We start from the raw sequence: 14,200 nt of genomic DNA, 5'->3' as shown, positions 1-14,200 counted from the left end.
GCAATTACAAATAGAATTATCCGACTATGTCCATTGGTTTAATAATCATCGTATTCATGGAACATTGGACTATCTAACACCTGTACAGTATCGATTACAAGCCCCTAAAAAAATTGTTTGATTTAGTATTGCCATACCATACTTTCTCTTTTCGCTTTTTATTGTTTATCTCAAAAATCATTTTTATTAATTCATCACGATTAATCAGTGTATTACGATTGATTTCTGCAAGTTTAATAGCTGCAGCTGTAAAATAACTGGTGGTAATTCCCCATCCTTCACTAGCACGATAATACGTTTTTGCTCCAATTATTTGTTAAACTACCTCTATACTTACATTTTTAGCATAGCGTTTTAATGGCACAGCATAGCGTGTATTATCCTTGTTCATAATCAGATCGGCACCAAAATCCCCTGAAGCCATTGTAACTTTGGTTTCTTAGCCTATTTCAGTCATGAAACTGCCCATATATTCTTCAAATGCTCTACCCTGCATACATCTATCATTTCAATATTCGTGTTTTGTATAATGTGTCGTTTACGATAATAAGGTATCAATTTGTATGCCAGGCCATCTTATCGTCACTACCCCTATAATAATAAGGCTGTATGTAAGAAGCGTCTTACTGTTGACTATAATTAATAAGAGTAATATCAATACTCCAAGCCAGTACAAAAAAAATAATGAATTCCTCAGCCTTGCTTATTCTCTTTTTCTTTTTAGCCATTACTACCTCTCTCCCCATTAATACATAAGCAACAATATACTTCTTCATTTTATATAACCGTTCATATTTTAATAATAAATAACAATTTGATGCTGTGGCTTTTGGTGTTATTATTTTTTACTCATTAATGTAGAATTTAGAAAGGGAAGATAGATGGAATAATCCATTTACCTTTCCTTTCTAAGTTAAAACACTTCTATATTGATCTTAATAATTTTCTTGGAGTGTATGAAGTAAGCAATGGTCCGAATCCCGCTCTAATCATGAATACAGATAACTGCCTCATACATTGTCCGCTACGAGCAGCGTTAGGCAATGCATATTGTGTGCTTATAGTAATATACATTTCATCTACTCCAAAGGATATAATAAAAAACTTTTTATTGCTTACTTGATTGCTTGTTGCATTGGCATAGTATCTGTTTAATTGATGAATTACTCTCCTTATTCTTCTTTGAACAACTGGATCATTAATAATATAGCTATGATGAATATTCTTTAATCTAACTGTATGATCATAATTATTTGGAAACATACTTTATTACCTCCTATATACACTTCATCTTCCTTATTTATTCTACTCTAGTCTCAACCTTCCTTCTTCCCTGTTAAAACATCTAATATATCAAACGCACTATTTATGATAGGATTTACCTTATTAATTTTATTTTGAAGTTGATTATTAGCTTTAGAAAATAGAACAGGCATCCAAACCAGAGTACATAATAACTGGTAGCTCATAATACCACTAACACTATTCAAATAGTCATTCCATGCTTCATGACGTTGATCCACACATTTCACTCGTGCTTCAAGCAACCATAACCAGGAGCATATGTATACTATCAGTCCATAAAACAGACACACCAATAAAAGCCACTTTATAATTAACATAACTACCTCTATTTCATATATGTTTCCTTCTCTAACATATCCTGCATTTCATTGATTTGTTCAGTTGTCTGCTCAATCATTTCATCTACTTCTTCATTACTAAGTAACTGATTAAACATCGCAGAAGTACTATATTTGAACCACAAGGCAGCTTTACTAATACGAACTCTTAGCTCCCTTAATAATAAGGTAATATAGTTATAGTCTAAGTAAGACAAAAATGAGACAAATTTCCATTCCTAATTTTAACTATTAATGATAGACATTTATTTTTATCCCCATTATATAAATATCGTATCAATTCTAATTAAGGCAGCTCACCATATGATCAAATAAAACACTTTAAATCGCTTAAAATCAATTTTTGAAAATTATTGGAAATTACATGCTTAATTTCATTTTATACGAGTCGGCTAACTATATTTGTTCTTGTCCATTTTCGGCTAACCATACAAGTTCATGTCCTGAGCAAAAGACAAGAACTTGTATGGTTAAATAAAAAAAGCCTTGCTATGCAAGACTTCTTAACTATATATGTTGTTGTCCTCCGACACTTATTTACTGTCATACATTATACGTGCTTGTTTATGCTGTTCCGCCGCTGAAGATCAAGAATTTCTTTCCAGGAAATCAACTTAATATTTTGATTCTTAATCCGTTCTTTCACAACAGGATCATTATAAAGTTGATACTCCATTTCACGATTTTTATAATACTTTGCCAGTTCTTTTAGTTCATCTGATACGATAGCTGGATGCGTAGTGATTTGTGTAATCGAATATCACAAGAAAGTCCTGCTATATCGTCAATCAATCGGACACCAAGTTGATTTGCTAAATCTATCCTTTGTCTAAACATTTGATTTTTGTTCTATGCTAACACTCGGGTGTTCCAATGTCCGGATAGGCAAGCAAAATAGAAGCGCATGCTTTTGGCACAAATAAAAAATAACTTCTAAAAATCGCTATTATTATAAAGACCTAAAATACTTCCTGCATGGCTATCTAAATGAGTTGGTTCTATTCTTAATGAAATAGCAGTCTGAATTTGTGCCTCTACTACCATTCTTACTTCATCTACGTCTGCATTTTTTTCAAAAACGGATACCTCAATTCTTGAATCACTCTTAACTACTTCCTACATCTTGATTTCTGTTCCAGTACTTCAAAATTGCACCGCCAATCAGACACCCAAGCGGGAAAATATCCTAATCGGTGAGCTACTCTCTGTGATGCAATGTTACTTGCGATTACGTCATAACTTGGTATCTCGCCACGTTCCAATATTTCAAAAGTTAACCTGTTTACAAGATAACTAGCCAATCCCATATTACGATATTTCGGTAATACTTCTATACCAATTTGCCACAGTTTCGCACAAGTTTTGCTTGCACCTGCCACACCAACAATTTCCCCATCTTGCTTCGCAAGCACAGCTAGATCAGTCTGCCAAGGATGACTCGTATCATAAATAATTGCTTCATTGAATCATGTGACATCAAATAAACTAACCACTTCTTCTCGCTTAATCAGTTCAAATGAAAAATAATTCAGGGATGCCATTGGCTTTATTCTTTTTACATCAGGTAGAAAATGCAAGTAAAGACCTCTGATAAATGGCAAGGAAAATATACTATCCCTGTCTTTGCCCTGCATCTGTGTTTTAGCAATTGACAACCGTTCTGGTGTAGCCGACACTACAATTGATTTCCCCATAGACACAATTTCGAAGTAATGCGTCTGCCTCGGAAATGGTCTTCGTCCAGGATTTTCTAGTCATTCTCACCATTCAGATCAGCGATCGAGCAATTCAAGTCAATTGCAAGTTGTGACTGGACAATGAACAGCATTTCTTTTTGTGTCATAATCATCGCTACCCTTCCTTTCGTTTTGCGCCACAGTCGCATCAATAACATATAGCAGTTGCTTAATCCAAGTATATTAATGCGAACTTGCTTAATGAAACAAGGTTATACAATTTAGTTATCCGATCCTACTAATAGTGAGTTCCTTTTACATATATAGGATTATTAATTAATTAATTATTCAAAGTAATTTTGAATTTCGTATTTCTCTTGGATATTTTAATTTGACAACCCCCCAATATTATCATATAAGCATCGTTAAACGGCCATTTTTTGAACCAACCTAATTGCATAAATGGATAAAACAATATCCCTAGCCAGAAGCTGCTCTTCTAGTTTCAAAACAATTCTTTTATTTGTGATGGGTTCATTTTCAGCAGAAATAACTACCTCTATCTCGTGAGATGATAGCTCCTTCACTTGCAATATTTGTTTCCAAGAAATAGATTCACCCTCCAACCAATCGATTGCTAATCCCTCCGCACCAATTGGTGATTTACCATCAAAATACTCAATATTAAGTACATGATTTGAAAAGCTAGCAATGTTATCTTTTTTATTTAACACTGAGGCTGGCTTCATTCGTTTTGGAAGGTTTATTAATATGATAACGATTAAGGGACTGACGAACGCGAGCGCTCCGATCCAAATGCTTTTAGTAAAATATGTGACGATAAAAAATACAGCTGCTGCTAGAATCGCAAGTAACCAGTAATAGAGCTCTTCTAACCCTTTCGGACGACTCTTCCTCGTTACTGAAGGATTAGGCGGTACTGATTGGGCTTCCAAAACTTGTTCCTGATCTGTTACTTTTTGGTCAACCCAAGGTAACTGCTCCCCATATAACATATAAATGTCTTCAGCCGCTTCCTGCCAAATCTTCTCATGTGAGCGATGCGGCGATTGCCAGAGCGTAACAATTGTTTGTATGTCTCTCAAATAGTTGACTGGATCATCATAGAAAGAGGAATATTGTGACAGCTCTAAGTGAATAACAGGCGTAGAATATCGTTCTACATGGGTTGATAACGTCTTCAACCATTCATAAACTGGATCAGCAAGCGATGGAAAAAAGGCTAGCGTTCTAGGTATGTTCTGACACAACTGCTTTGCAGCATCTGACCATGTAATTTGCCATTGAAAAGCTTCTGAAAACGCTACCCACTCTGGTAGTTCCTCCACATTCGGGTGATCTGCAAAAGATTGAATATTGTTCCATGCCTGCATGACTTGATCGCTATAACGTTGGAACTGTTCTTGACTGACAAGACAGAACCATATTGGAGCGAGAAAATTATTTGTCTCGAAAGCCACATGCTCATATGCAATTGAATCTGTAGCGGCGTTTGAAACGCTTAGAAACGTCCGGTTTCCCATTTGACACTTACCTCCGGTCGATGTGATCTCTTAGATGTATCAATATTAAACTAGCTTTAACTTTCATGACTGATAGTCAATATATTGTGGTCAAGATCGAAATACACAACAATCAAATGATCCGTGTATGCTGGGTCAAACGTAAAATCCATCATAAAAATCTGTTTTGATCTCTCTTTTTCAAAGTTGTTTCCAAGCCATCCCTCGCCTAAGCCACTTCCCAAACTCTTTAACATCATTAATGCAACTAAATCCGGTTCACTTAATGCCTCAGGTAAATTAGTATTTAGCATTCCTTTAACGTCCTCTTCTTCCATCTCAGAAAGGTGAAAATCAAAAAAATCATGTAATAGCTCATAGTCTGGAGCTGATTTATTTGAAAAATATCATTTAGATGTCTCTTAGCTTTGTTTACTAACTCATCCATTTGATCAAGCACATCAGCAACACGGGTGATCGCATGTTCATTTTGTGTGATCGATTCCGATATATGAAAATAAAACGGGATCTTATGATTAGGCAAAAGGTTATCTAGCCAAATAGCAACACCAGCTTCATACTCTAAACCAGGGAAATTTTTACTTGGCATTGTTTTTGTCATGTTGTCAGCTCCTTTAGTAGCTTCATTTCTTTGTCATAACACTTAATTGTTTTCTTGCTTCTCTTGTATTCTAGCATGAAACCAATTCCATTATTATGTTGGATTATTTTTTGAGTAATAACTTCTCTTTCATTATGAATCTTGTCCCTCGAATGATTCTTTATGTGATGTATATGTTCTATCGTATTATCCTGACGTGCCCAATAGATGAAAAAATCACAAACACCAATATGCTCCATTTTTTGAACTGAATATCCTGCTTCTTCAAGAACTTCCCGAGTAATCGCTTTTTCTAAACATTCTCCTTCTTCCAATCTTCCATCAGGTAAATCAAACTAGCCCATCTACTTTGCTCATTCGGATGGGAGTGAAGCAAGCAATCACCGACTTAATAAGAAGTCTGCATTACTTCATATTGATGTAGTTAATAAAGTGATAGAATAAAAAATAGCCTGATGAGGGTTCTCATCAGGTTGAGTAACAGTGGTTATACCTGTTTCTTTTTAGATCATTAAACTTTTGCGCACCAAAGCTCAATTTCAATTTTTAACTCTGGTAAACCTAGCTTAGTAATATAAGCAATAGTCATAGCTGGATATTCACTTCCAAAAAGTTCATCCCACTTAGAATAGAAATATTCCCAATCTATTTCTTCTGTTGCCCATATGTTTACTTTTATAATATTATCCTGATTCAACTCTTCAGACTCTAGGACTTTTTTTATATTTATAAATGTGTTTGTTACTTGTTCATTGAAGTCATAAGGAACATTACCGTCCATATCAACTCCAATTTGACCCGATGTTACAAACAATTCGGCATCTTTTGGAATTTTAGTGATATGGGTGTAGTTACCCACCGGTTTAGGCAAAGACTCAGGATTTTTTCTTGTGATTTTTTCGTTCATATTATTACCTCACCTACTATAGTATTTTTCTGCTCATTTTCTTATTAATTTAGACAGACTTCACCAATTTCTGAATATCTTAAAAGAAAACGGCAGTAGAGTATCCATAGCCCATAGATAGAAACGTAAGTATTTTTTTCTTCATGACTGGAACACTCCCCCTATTTTATAGTGTGAAATAACACCTTTTCTATAATAGCAAAAAACTTGTTGTTATTAAATTAATATGAGAGATAGCTTATCTTAAATTTCAGCCTGTGTCAAATAACAGACATAATCGATTATCCACCGCTAGAATCGAGTCTACTTTCAACAAGTAAATATATTGCAATGCGCAGTTTTTGTACTGACTATTTTCTAAGTTATTTAAACAATTAATAGGTCTTCTCCTTCGACAACATCTCCATGCCCCCACTATATTTCAAATAGCCTTCATCCCCTACATGAATGATTCAAGCCGGGGATGAAGGCTACTGTCTTGATGTCTGTGATGCGCAAGATCAAGCCAATTTGAGGCAATGTGTAATAATTTTCTTAATCGTATCCGTTAATGCAACAACTTACTCCGTTGAATTTCATGTTCCTCAACATAATTGCGGTAGTTTTCATCACGATAGTAATCAACAATATCCTTATTGATCTCAGGATATAGTTGAATAGAAAATAACTCCGAAATAGGGATCCATTTGACACCAATCTGATAAGGATCTGGATTTTCAGGAAGTTTGGGATGAGATCCTTGTTTCAACTTACATTCAAATGTGACACCCACCGAATGAGTATCTCCATAAATAAAGTTATTTTTCGTTGGTTGATATTCATAACCAAAAGCAACAGGACCAACCTCTACCTCGACACAAGCCTCTTCTTTTGCTTCTCGTTGTACAGCTTCAACCAATGTCTCACCCGGTTCAAGACCACCTGCTGGAAGATTGTAATGTACGCCAACACCATTATCATTTTTGAACTCAATTAGTAAGATTGCGTCGTTTGCAATGATTAATGCACAAGCGCGAAGTCTTATCTTTTCCATCCTCCATCACATCCCATTAGAAATATTGCATTCTACTCTAGTACAAATCAATGTCCCCCCCTATAAGCTCCATTCCGTTCGTGCAATCCATTTCCATTCATCTGATTCCTTAGTAAAAAAATAAATTCTCTGACCTTCTAAAAAGCACGTTGGATCATCATGATAAACCTCAACTGCCTGTACCCATACTGTCTTTTGAAAACTTTCATCTAGATATTTGATTACACGATTCTTCATTTTCATAATTAGCGATATCATTATCTGCATTCGTATCATATAAAGTTTGTTTACTTTGATATCCAATTATTAAAGGGATAACTAATAAAATTAGAGTAAAAACTCTAAATCGTTTAAATTTCATATCAATCCTCTTCTAGTTCAATCCTTCACAAACTAATATATCTCAGTTTTTTCATACGATTTAGAAATTCCGGCTTCTGCTTGATCATACATGCTTCCAAACTCAACCCGCGCAAGTTCTTAAGCTTTTCTAGCTCTGGCGGTAGCTCATGAATCGAGGTGTATTGAATTGTTAGCTGCTCCAATTGTTCTAACTCTCCAATCTCAGGCGGAATACAGTTTAAGCTAATCTCTTCCTTCGGCTTGAGTTGAAATTCTGAAGTAGGTCGATCCAAGCTCCCACAATGGATATAAAGCTGTTTCAATTTCTTCAGTTTGCCAATCGATGCAGGAATAGACTCTAAATCTGCTGTGTAAATTTCCAAAAGTTCCAGCTTACTTAAATCAAACAGCCATTCGGGAAACCGATAAATATCCTGTTCAAAAATGTGTAAATCGCGTAGCTCAGTCAGCTCTCGAATTCGCTCAGGTAATTCCGTCAGCCTATATCCACTTATATTCAACCGATCAGCTTTTTGTTTAATCGCATCATCCAACAGACAATCTAGATCTCGATGGGATTCTAACTCCAAAAAAAGACCAGTATTTTGATCCATCAATTCGATTGCTACTGCTTCCGTTACATCAATACCATACATTTGTTCATGCACAACAGAGTATAGGTAGTATCCGCCACCTTCTTTTAAGAAGCATAAGTCTTCAGGCAGATTAGGATAAATCCAATCCGATAGGTTTTTGGCCATCTTCTTCAGTATGTTCCCACTTTCTTCACAACATCTATATAAAAAGTAGGTTCCTACGCTATAAAAGCCATCACTATGATAAGTACTTCTATTTTGCGTTAATTCACCTTTATTATTGCCTTGAACTACAATTGTCTCTACCTGATAAGGTTTCAACGCTTCCAGTACACTTATGTAATGAACCCGTAACGCATTCGTCGGTATTTTCACCTTAAGTACAAAACATTCCGAGTTCCATATCGCCAAATCTATTACTAGCTCATAAGCTTCGCCTCTAGGTTCCTTATACATTCTCATCCCAAAAGCCCCCAATTCCATTCAAAGTAATTGTTAGGATACTAATTAAGCTCTATGTGAATATAGAGTTACTTGCAGTCTTCTTCCCACGAAAGTGCTATCACACATTTAATTGTAACTTTCTGTAGTTCGTTTTTATGTAGTTAAAACCAGAATATAAAGTTAGTAATATAGCTATAAACATTAGCATATGATCAATTCGAAGGTCAGTTACTAATGCGAACGGGTAGTTATTGAGTAATAAAGAAGTTATTGCAATAACTTGAAAAACCATTTTTAATTTGCCATAATTATCTGCTGCCAGAACTACACCTTTAGTTGTTGCTACCAATCGAAGTGCAGTTACGATAATTTCTCTGCTGATAATAATAGTAACTACCCAGCTTTGAATCATATGTAAATTGACTAACATAATTAAAGTCACTAACACAAGTAGCTTGTCTGCTAGTGGATCTAGTAATTTACCTAAGTTTGTTTCTATTTTGTATTTTCTTGCAATATAACCATCTAGTTTATCAGTTGCTGCAGTCAGTAAAAAAAGAAATGCACCATAGTAAATACCCCACTCATTCAAATGCCCAAAAAAAGGGATTTCAATTACTATCCATGGAGGATATGGTTGGAGCAATACGATAATTAAAGGTATTAATAAAATCCTCAAAATAGTAATCTTATTTGCCATATTCATATATTCACTTCCTTTTACATTATTTAACAAACGTATTCTTTACTCGTTTGCATCTAAGAAAATAAGGTATCCATATTAAACACATAATCGCTGATCTGATTATATCCCATGTGAAGCTTCGAACTTCTGATTCCTCGGCAAAAGCAAACTGCTGTAACATTATGTAATCAAAAATACAAATAAATAGATTTAGCGAGAAAAATATTATCATTAATCGAGGAACGATCATTTTTTTTCTATTAAATTGAACTAAAATAAATATACTGAAAATAACTGCCAAATTTCATCTGTAAAAAAGTATATTTCATGCTTTAATATTTGAAACGTAATATTGATAAGAGTAGAATAAAGACCAATTTGAATTTATTTAGTCTAATAAACTATAATCAAAAGTAGCAGCTCTCAATTGCAAGGTTCTTGTATTTATCCATTCAATAGCTTGCAATACCAAAGGTGATGAATTTTTCGGAGTCAGCTCATGAAGTGGTATCCAAATAGCCCCACCTGAATCTTGTCCTTCAAATTTTTCAATCATATGACTTGGTTCTTCCGAATCAATCTTCACTTCATACAAGATGGCAATGTGATGCACATGTTCTATCGTATTATCTTGCATTACCCAATTAATGAAAAAATCACAGACACCAATATGCTCCATTTTTTCTACTGAATACCCTGTTTCTTCATGAACTTCCCGGATAGTCGCTTTTTCTAAAGATTCCCCCCCTTCCAATCGCCCACCGGGTAAATCATACTTGCCTGTATATGGTCCTAATATTTTTTTGATTACTAGTAAACATCTATCTGATATGCTGATTCCATAAACCCCCATATGTCTCTGAAATATAGTATTATTCTGTTCCACTAGAACAATCATCCTTTCAATAAACTTACTCACCATCAACATGTTTACTGAGCGTTATTTTAATTGAATTATTGTATAAAAGTATTCTTTACTCGTTCAGATCTCAGAAAATAGAGTATCCATATTAAGCAGGTAATCGCTGATTTAATTATATCCCTTATCGAGCTTCCATCTTCTAGTTCCTTGGCAAGTGGGATCTGCTGCAACATTATGTAATCAAAAATACCAACAAGTAGACTTAGCGAATAAAATACAATCATCAATCGTGGAATTATACCTTTTTTTCTGTAAAATTGAACTAATATAAATAAAGTGAAGATAGAGAATAAAATGTTATAAACGGTTTCAAAAATAAGCGTCGGCTTCCATAATGGGTCATAGAAATCTGAGCCTTTTGAGGTTAATAACTGCCATGTTCCATCTGTGAAAATAGTTAAATCGACCGTTATGATTTGATTTAATAATTGGATCAGTGTAAGAATCAGTCCGATTTGAATTAATACTAACCATCCTCCTAATCCCGATACACCAAGTCTTACATTATCATTTCTTATTTCATTAATGTTTGGCTCCAAATGTTGCACTTCCTTTTAATTTTTTTATAAACTTCATGTAGCTTAATACATTATAACAAATATTAGTTTTTATGGAATTATATAATTTTATCAGTATCTAATTCATTCTTTAAATTAAAAAAGTGCACGTATGGCTAGTATTTCCACCAAACTTGCACTTGAGAATATAGTTCTATACACCCGAATATGCCATAAATCCACCATCTATAGGTACCGTTATACCAGTTACAAATCCGGACGTTTGTTCATTAACCAACCACATTAACGTACCGATAAGTTCTTCTGGATTTCCGAATCTTCCCATCGGTGTATGGGCAATAATTTTCTGAGAACGTTCGGTAAGAGAACCGTCTGCCTCCACTAGCAGATTCTTGTTTTGTTCCGTTAGGAAAAAACCTGGGGCAATTGCATTGACTCGAATTCCTGCTTCAGATAGGTAGACAGCTAACCACTTCGTTATATTATCGATTGCCGCTTTGGCAGCGCTATACGCTGGAACCTTTGTGGCTGGACGTGGAGCTGCCATCGAAGAAATATTAATGATTGTTGCTCCTGTTCGATTAATCATATGTTTACTGAATATTTGCGTAGGTATCCAAGTCCCAAGTACATTCAGATCTAACACATCACCAAAACCATCCACTGTCATATCAAATAATGTTGAAATATCAGGGTTACCGATATCCCCCAACTTAAGTTTTTCATTGGTTGTATTACCTCCGGGATGTCCACCACCTGCGCCATTAATAAGAATGTCACAAGAACCAAATGTAGCAAGCACTTGCTGCTCTGCTCTCTTTACACTTTCCAAATCGACTACATTACATGCAATGGCTATCGCTTTAACTCCAAATTTTTCAATTTCTTTTGCAACCTTCTGACCTTTTTCTTCCGTCCGATTTAAAATAACGATGTTCACCCCGTATCGCGCTAGCTCTTTCGCCATCGCTTGACATAGAACCCCACTTCCTCCAGTTATGACCGCAGTCCTTCCCTTAAGATGATCGTAGGTAGTACTCATTATTATCAACTCCTTATGTAACATCGCATCTTTCATTTACTACTTTATTTAAAGTTTATTACTTGCTACCCCCAACGAAAATATCTCGAATGGTGGAAGAATCAAGTTGATATGGCGCCAATGCAGATGTATTGAAAATAATCCCGTGTCCTGGCAGTTGTGACGGGATACCAATACCGTTGTTTACTGTAATAGGAACTTCTAATAATCCTAGTTCAGTAAGCGAACCACCGACTACATTTTCAAGCATAAAGCTATTTTGTACACCACATAGCAATTGCAATGATAATTCCATCATAAAGTGTGGCGCAACAAGTTTGCCGAATGCGTCTGCTAGATGAGCAATTTTATGCCATTCCGTAATCCCTCCGACAAATGCCACATCCGCTTGCACATAGTCTACTGCATCTGCTTTGAGATACTCTAAAAATTGGAACCTACTGTACATACTTTCACCAAGTGCAATCGGCGTTTTTATTGCTTTCTTTAAATTACGGTGGCTTTGGATATCTTGATAGAGCATTGGTTCTTCAATCCATCCGAGGTTCAGACGATCAAGCATTCCGCATTTCTGCAATGCCTCTGCTGCACCCCACTTTTGGTTTAAGTCAACGAATACGTTTCCCCTTTTTCCAAGAAGCTCTTGAACCTTCATGATACGTTCGATATCCTCTTCTATATCTTCTTTTCCAATTTTGATTTTAACATTTTGATAGCCTTGTTCTATGTAACCGCCTACACGCGAAAGCAAACCATCTACTGTATCGGTACTACTCAAATTAATTTCACTAATATAGGATGAAATCTGTTCACGTGCGCCCCCCAACAATTTATAAATCGGTTGATTATAGTGCTTACCCATCAGATCCCAAACCGCTATATCAATAGCAGCAATTGCCATCGAATTAACACCTAAGCCAAGCCTTCTGGACTGTCTTTGCAATTTGTTCCATATTTCCTCATAATGAAGCGGATTCATTCCAATAACGAGGTTTGCCAAATAATCTTCGATTAGCGTTTTGATGACTGTTCCGCCGATATCGACGGTATAACTGATTCCTGTACCTACTAAACCATTATCTGTATGAAGTTCTACAACGATAAATTCAAGCCCTTGCACTTTATTCGTCGCATCTTCCCAAGGCGAACTAGGCGGCATACGATAAGCATTGGTGACTACGTGTTCTATTTTCACATTGATCTCTCCTATTTGTCTTTTTTATAATGTAATAACCGCTTTTATCACACCATTTTTAGGATCTAGCCAGTTTTCAAACTCATTTGTCATTTCATCCAAAGTAGCTCGGTGGGTAATGTAGGGTGTGATGTCTATTTGCCCATCCTGCATACAATCAATAACATAAGCAAACTCCTCACGAGTAGCCGCACGACTGCCCAGAAGTGTCAGTTCTTTCTTATGAAATTCGGGGTCATGAAAAGTAATATCCGCTTGTACCAAACTAACAAAGACCACTTTCCCTCCAGCAGCTGCATACCCAATCGTATTCATCATCGATGGCGCATGCCCTGTCGCATCAATAACCGTTGTTGGAAACTCCCCATCCGTAAGCTCAGCCAATCGATTCATCACATCAGATGAAGCTTCGATAATCTCATCAACACTAGCCCAACTTTTGCAAAATGCAAGACGAGAGAGATTCAGATCCATAGCAATAACTCTTGCTCCAGCCAGCTTGGCGAACTTCATCACAGATAATCCAATAGGTCCCGCTCCTATAACTAATACATTTTCTCCAGATTGCACTTGTCCACGGTTAACCGCATGTAATCCGATACTGAAAGGCTCGACCATTGCAATCTGATCTAGTGTTAATGATTCCGTCTTGATGAGCTGTTTTTTGGGAACCTTCATGTATTCCCGCATGCCTCCATCGATATGAACCCCTAATACTTGCAAACTGACGCAACTATTTTCCTTACCTTTTCGGCAGGCAATACATGTACCGCATGAGATATAAGGTATCACTGCAACTTGATCTCCTATACGTAGTTCCGAGTCCTCTTCGATTTGAACAATTTCTCCTGCAATCTCATGTCCCAAAATCCTTGGATAACTAAAAAATGGCTGCTTTCCTCTATAGGCATGTAAGTCTGTTCCGCATACCCCGATGCGTCTCACTCTAATCAACGCTTCAGTCGCTTTAGGGATAGGCATCTCCACTTCCTCAGTACGAAACAAATTAGGTTGTTCACAAATGATTGATTTCATATTACACGACACCCCAC

The 14,200-nt window shown here is 36.0% G+C and carries 19 protein-coding genes and 2 pseudogenes; 1 reads left to right on the top strand and 20 read right to left on the bottom strand.

Annotation, left to right across the window (positions count from 1 at the left end; genetic code table 11):
- Positions 1–121 (top strand): IS3 family transposase (locus tag ACFSTH_RS17590; RefSeq protein ID WP_377793604.1); only part of this gene is annotated, 121 nt, incomplete at its 5' end.
- Here the strand turns inward: ACFSTH_RS17590 and ACFSTH_RS17585 are convergent.
- The 20 genes and pseudogenes from ACFSTH_RS17585 to ACFSTH_RS17490 form a co-directional block, all read right to left on the bottom strand.
- A pseudogene (locus ACFSTH_RS17585) lies at positions 95–424 on the bottom strand (restriction endonuclease). The gene ACFSTH_RS17590 and the pseudogene ACFSTH_RS17585 overlap by 27 nt on opposite strands.
- Positions 425–924: 500 nt before the next feature.
- Complete coding sequence (locus ACFSTH_RS17580; protein ID WP_377775294.1) at positions 925–1,263, bottom strand: hypothetical protein; 339 nt, start codon at positions 1,261–1,263, stop codon at positions 925–927.
- Between the two features lie 53 nt (positions 1,264–1,316).
- Positions 1,317–1,523, bottom strand: coding sequence for a hypothetical protein (locus tag ACFSTH_RS17575; protein WP_377775292.1), 207 nt, complete (start codon positions 1,521–1,523; stop codon positions 1,317–1,319).
- Between the two features lie 107 nt (positions 1,524–1,630).
- Positions 1,631–1,840 (bottom strand): hypothetical protein, encoded by a 210-nt coding sequence (locus ACFSTH_RS17570; protein ID WP_377775290.1) that lies wholly within the window; start codon positions 1,838–1,840, stop codon positions 1,631–1,633.
- Positions 1,841–2,576: 736 nt separating this feature from the next.
- Positions 2,577–2,735 (bottom strand): ChbG/HpnK family deacetylase, encoded by a 159-nt coding sequence (locus ACFSTH_RS17565; RefSeq protein WP_377775310.1) that lies wholly within the window; start codon positions 2,733–2,735, stop codon positions 2,577–2,579.
- A gap of 17 nt (positions 2,736–2,752) precedes the next feature.
- Positions 2,753–3,055, bottom strand: a complete 303-nt coding sequence (locus tag ACFSTH_RS17560; RefSeq protein ID WP_377775288.1) for a GNAT family N-acetyltransferase — start codon at positions 3,053–3,055, stop codon at positions 2,753–2,755.
- Between the two features lie 689 nt (positions 3,056–3,744).
- Positions 3,745–4,863, bottom strand: a complete 1,119-nt coding sequence (locus ACFSTH_RS17555) for a hypothetical protein (RefSeq protein ID WP_377775286.1) — start codon at positions 4,861–4,863, stop codon at positions 3,745–3,747.
- Positions 4,864–4,919: 56 nt separating this feature from the next.
- Complete coding sequence (locus ACFSTH_RS17550; protein ID WP_377775284.1) at positions 4,920–5,156, bottom strand: hypothetical protein; 237 nt, start codon at positions 5,154–5,156, stop codon at positions 4,920–4,922.
- Positions 5,150–5,464, bottom strand: coding sequence for a hypothetical protein (locus ACFSTH_RS17545; RefSeq protein WP_377775282.1), 315 nt, complete (start codon positions 5,462–5,464; stop codon positions 5,150–5,152). Before ACFSTH_RS17545 ends, ACFSTH_RS17550 begins: the two co-directional genes overlap by 7 nt.
- Positions 5,461–5,784: pseudogene (locus ACFSTH_RS17540) on the bottom strand (NUDIX domain-containing protein); the annotation flags it as partial. The pseudogene ACFSTH_RS17540 and the gene ACFSTH_RS17545, both read right to left, overlap by 4 nt.
- A 191-nt stretch (positions 5,785–5,975) precedes the next feature.
- Positions 5,976–6,371: a RidA family protein gene (locus ACFSTH_RS17535; RefSeq protein WP_377775280.1), complete on the bottom strand. Its 396-nt coding sequence runs from the start codon at positions 6,369–6,371 to the stop codon at positions 5,976–5,978.
- 547 nt (positions 6,372–6,918) lie between these two features.
- Positions 6,919–7,404, bottom strand: coding sequence for an NUDIX domain-containing protein (locus tag ACFSTH_RS17530; protein WP_377775278.1), 486 nt, complete (start codon positions 7,402–7,404; stop codon positions 6,919–6,921).
- A gap of 386 nt (positions 7,405–7,790) precedes the next feature.
- Positions 7,791–8,804 (bottom strand): leucine-rich repeat domain-containing protein, encoded by a 1,014-nt coding sequence (locus ACFSTH_RS17525; RefSeq protein ID WP_377775276.1) that lies wholly within the window; start codon positions 8,802–8,804, stop codon positions 7,791–7,793.
- Between the two features lie 100 nt (positions 8,805–8,904).
- Positions 8,905–9,492 (bottom strand): CDP-diacylglycerol--glycerol-3-phosphate 3-phosphatidyltransferase, encoded by a 588-nt coding sequence (gene pgsA, locus ACFSTH_RS17520; protein ID WP_377775274.1) that lies wholly within the window; start codon positions 9,490–9,492, stop codon positions 8,905–8,907.
- 19 nt (positions 9,493–9,511) lie between these two features.
- Positions 9,512–9,772, bottom strand: a complete 261-nt coding sequence (locus tag ACFSTH_RS17515; protein WP_377775272.1) for a DUF2569 family protein — start codon at positions 9,770–9,772, stop codon at positions 9,512–9,514.
- 87 nt (positions 9,773–9,859) lie between these two features.
- Positions 9,860–10,357 carry an NUDIX hydrolase gene (locus ACFSTH_RS17510; RefSeq protein WP_377775270.1) on the bottom strand — a complete coding sequence of 166 codons (498 nt, stop codon included), beginning with the start codon at positions 10,355–10,357 and terminating at the stop codon, positions 9,860–9,862.
- A 68-nt stretch (positions 10,358–10,425) separates the two neighbouring features.
- Positions 10,426–10,932 (bottom strand): DUF2569 domain-containing protein, encoded by a 507-nt coding sequence (locus ACFSTH_RS17505; RefSeq protein WP_377775268.1) that lies wholly within the window; start codon positions 10,930–10,932, stop codon positions 10,426–10,428.
- Between the two features lie 172 nt (positions 10,933–11,104).
- Positions 11,105–11,953 (bottom strand): SDR family oxidoreductase, encoded by an 849-nt coding sequence (locus ACFSTH_RS17500; protein WP_377775266.1) that lies wholly within the window; start codon positions 11,951–11,953, stop codon positions 11,105–11,107.
- A gap of 58 nt (positions 11,954–12,011) precedes the next feature.
- Complete coding sequence (locus ACFSTH_RS17495; protein ID WP_377775264.1) at positions 12,012–13,148, bottom strand: mandelate racemase/muconate lactonizing enzyme family protein; 1,137 nt, start codon at positions 13,146–13,148, stop codon at positions 12,012–12,014.
- 24 nt (positions 13,149–13,172) lie between these two features.
- A complete protein-coding gene (locus ACFSTH_RS17490) occupies positions 13,173–14,183 on the bottom strand; it encodes a zinc-binding alcohol dehydrogenase family protein (RefSeq protein WP_377775262.1) in 1,011 nt (336 codons plus the stop codon).
- Positions 14,184–14,200 lie beyond the last annotated feature (17 nt).

Origin of the sequence: Paenibacillus yanchengensis (assembly GCF_042684845.1) — a bacterium.
Taxonomy (GTDB): domain Bacteria; phylum Bacillota; class Bacilli; order Paenibacillales; family Paenibacillaceae; genus Pristimantibacillus; species Pristimantibacillus yanchengensis.
Note: the sequence above shows the minus strand (reverse complement) of the source record. Positions and strands in the feature narration are given on the sequence as shown.